Here is a 586-nt window from a genome sequence, read left to right on the forward strand (position 1 = left end):
TGCTTTTGTAAACAGCAAGATAGGAAAGATGCAAACCACCAGCGCCATTAGAGCTGGTTCAATGGTTCTTTCTCTACTTATTTTGGTCGCCGGTCAAAACAACTGGTTTCACCTTACGGAGATTGCAACCGAGACGGTAACAAGGATCAACTTTGAAGACTTTTTGTTGAAAGGCATCCTTGGATTTTTGCTTTTTGCTGGCGGCTTGGGCATCAAGCTACCCAACTTAAAAGATCAAAAGTGGGAAATCACGGTATTGGCTCTTGGAGCAACCCTGTTCTCAACCTTCTTCATCGGCTTTGTTCTTTATGGCCTTTGTATGCTGATCGGCATACAGTTTGATTTGGTTTACTGCTTGCTATTTGGCGCATTAATCTCGCCTACCGACCCGATTGCCGTTCTAGCTATCGTTAAAAAGTTAGACGCACCTAAACGTATCTCGACACAGATCGAAGGGGAGTCACTATTCAATGATGGCTTCGGCTTGGTTATTTTCGTCACGCTTTTCACCATTGCATTTGGCTCAGAAGCACCAACAGTCGGTAGCGTCACTCTACTCTTCATCCAAGAAGCGATTGGCGGGATC

General features: G+C 45.1%; 1 protein-coding gene. It reads left to right on the forward strand.

Annotated features, from left to right (window positions below; genetic code table 11):
• Nucleotides 1-586 (forward strand): cation:proton antiporter (locus R8N47_RS26860; protein WP_318186319.1); only part of this gene is annotated, 586 nt, incomplete at both ends.

The organism is Vibrio sp. 2132-1 (assembly GCF_033344315.1).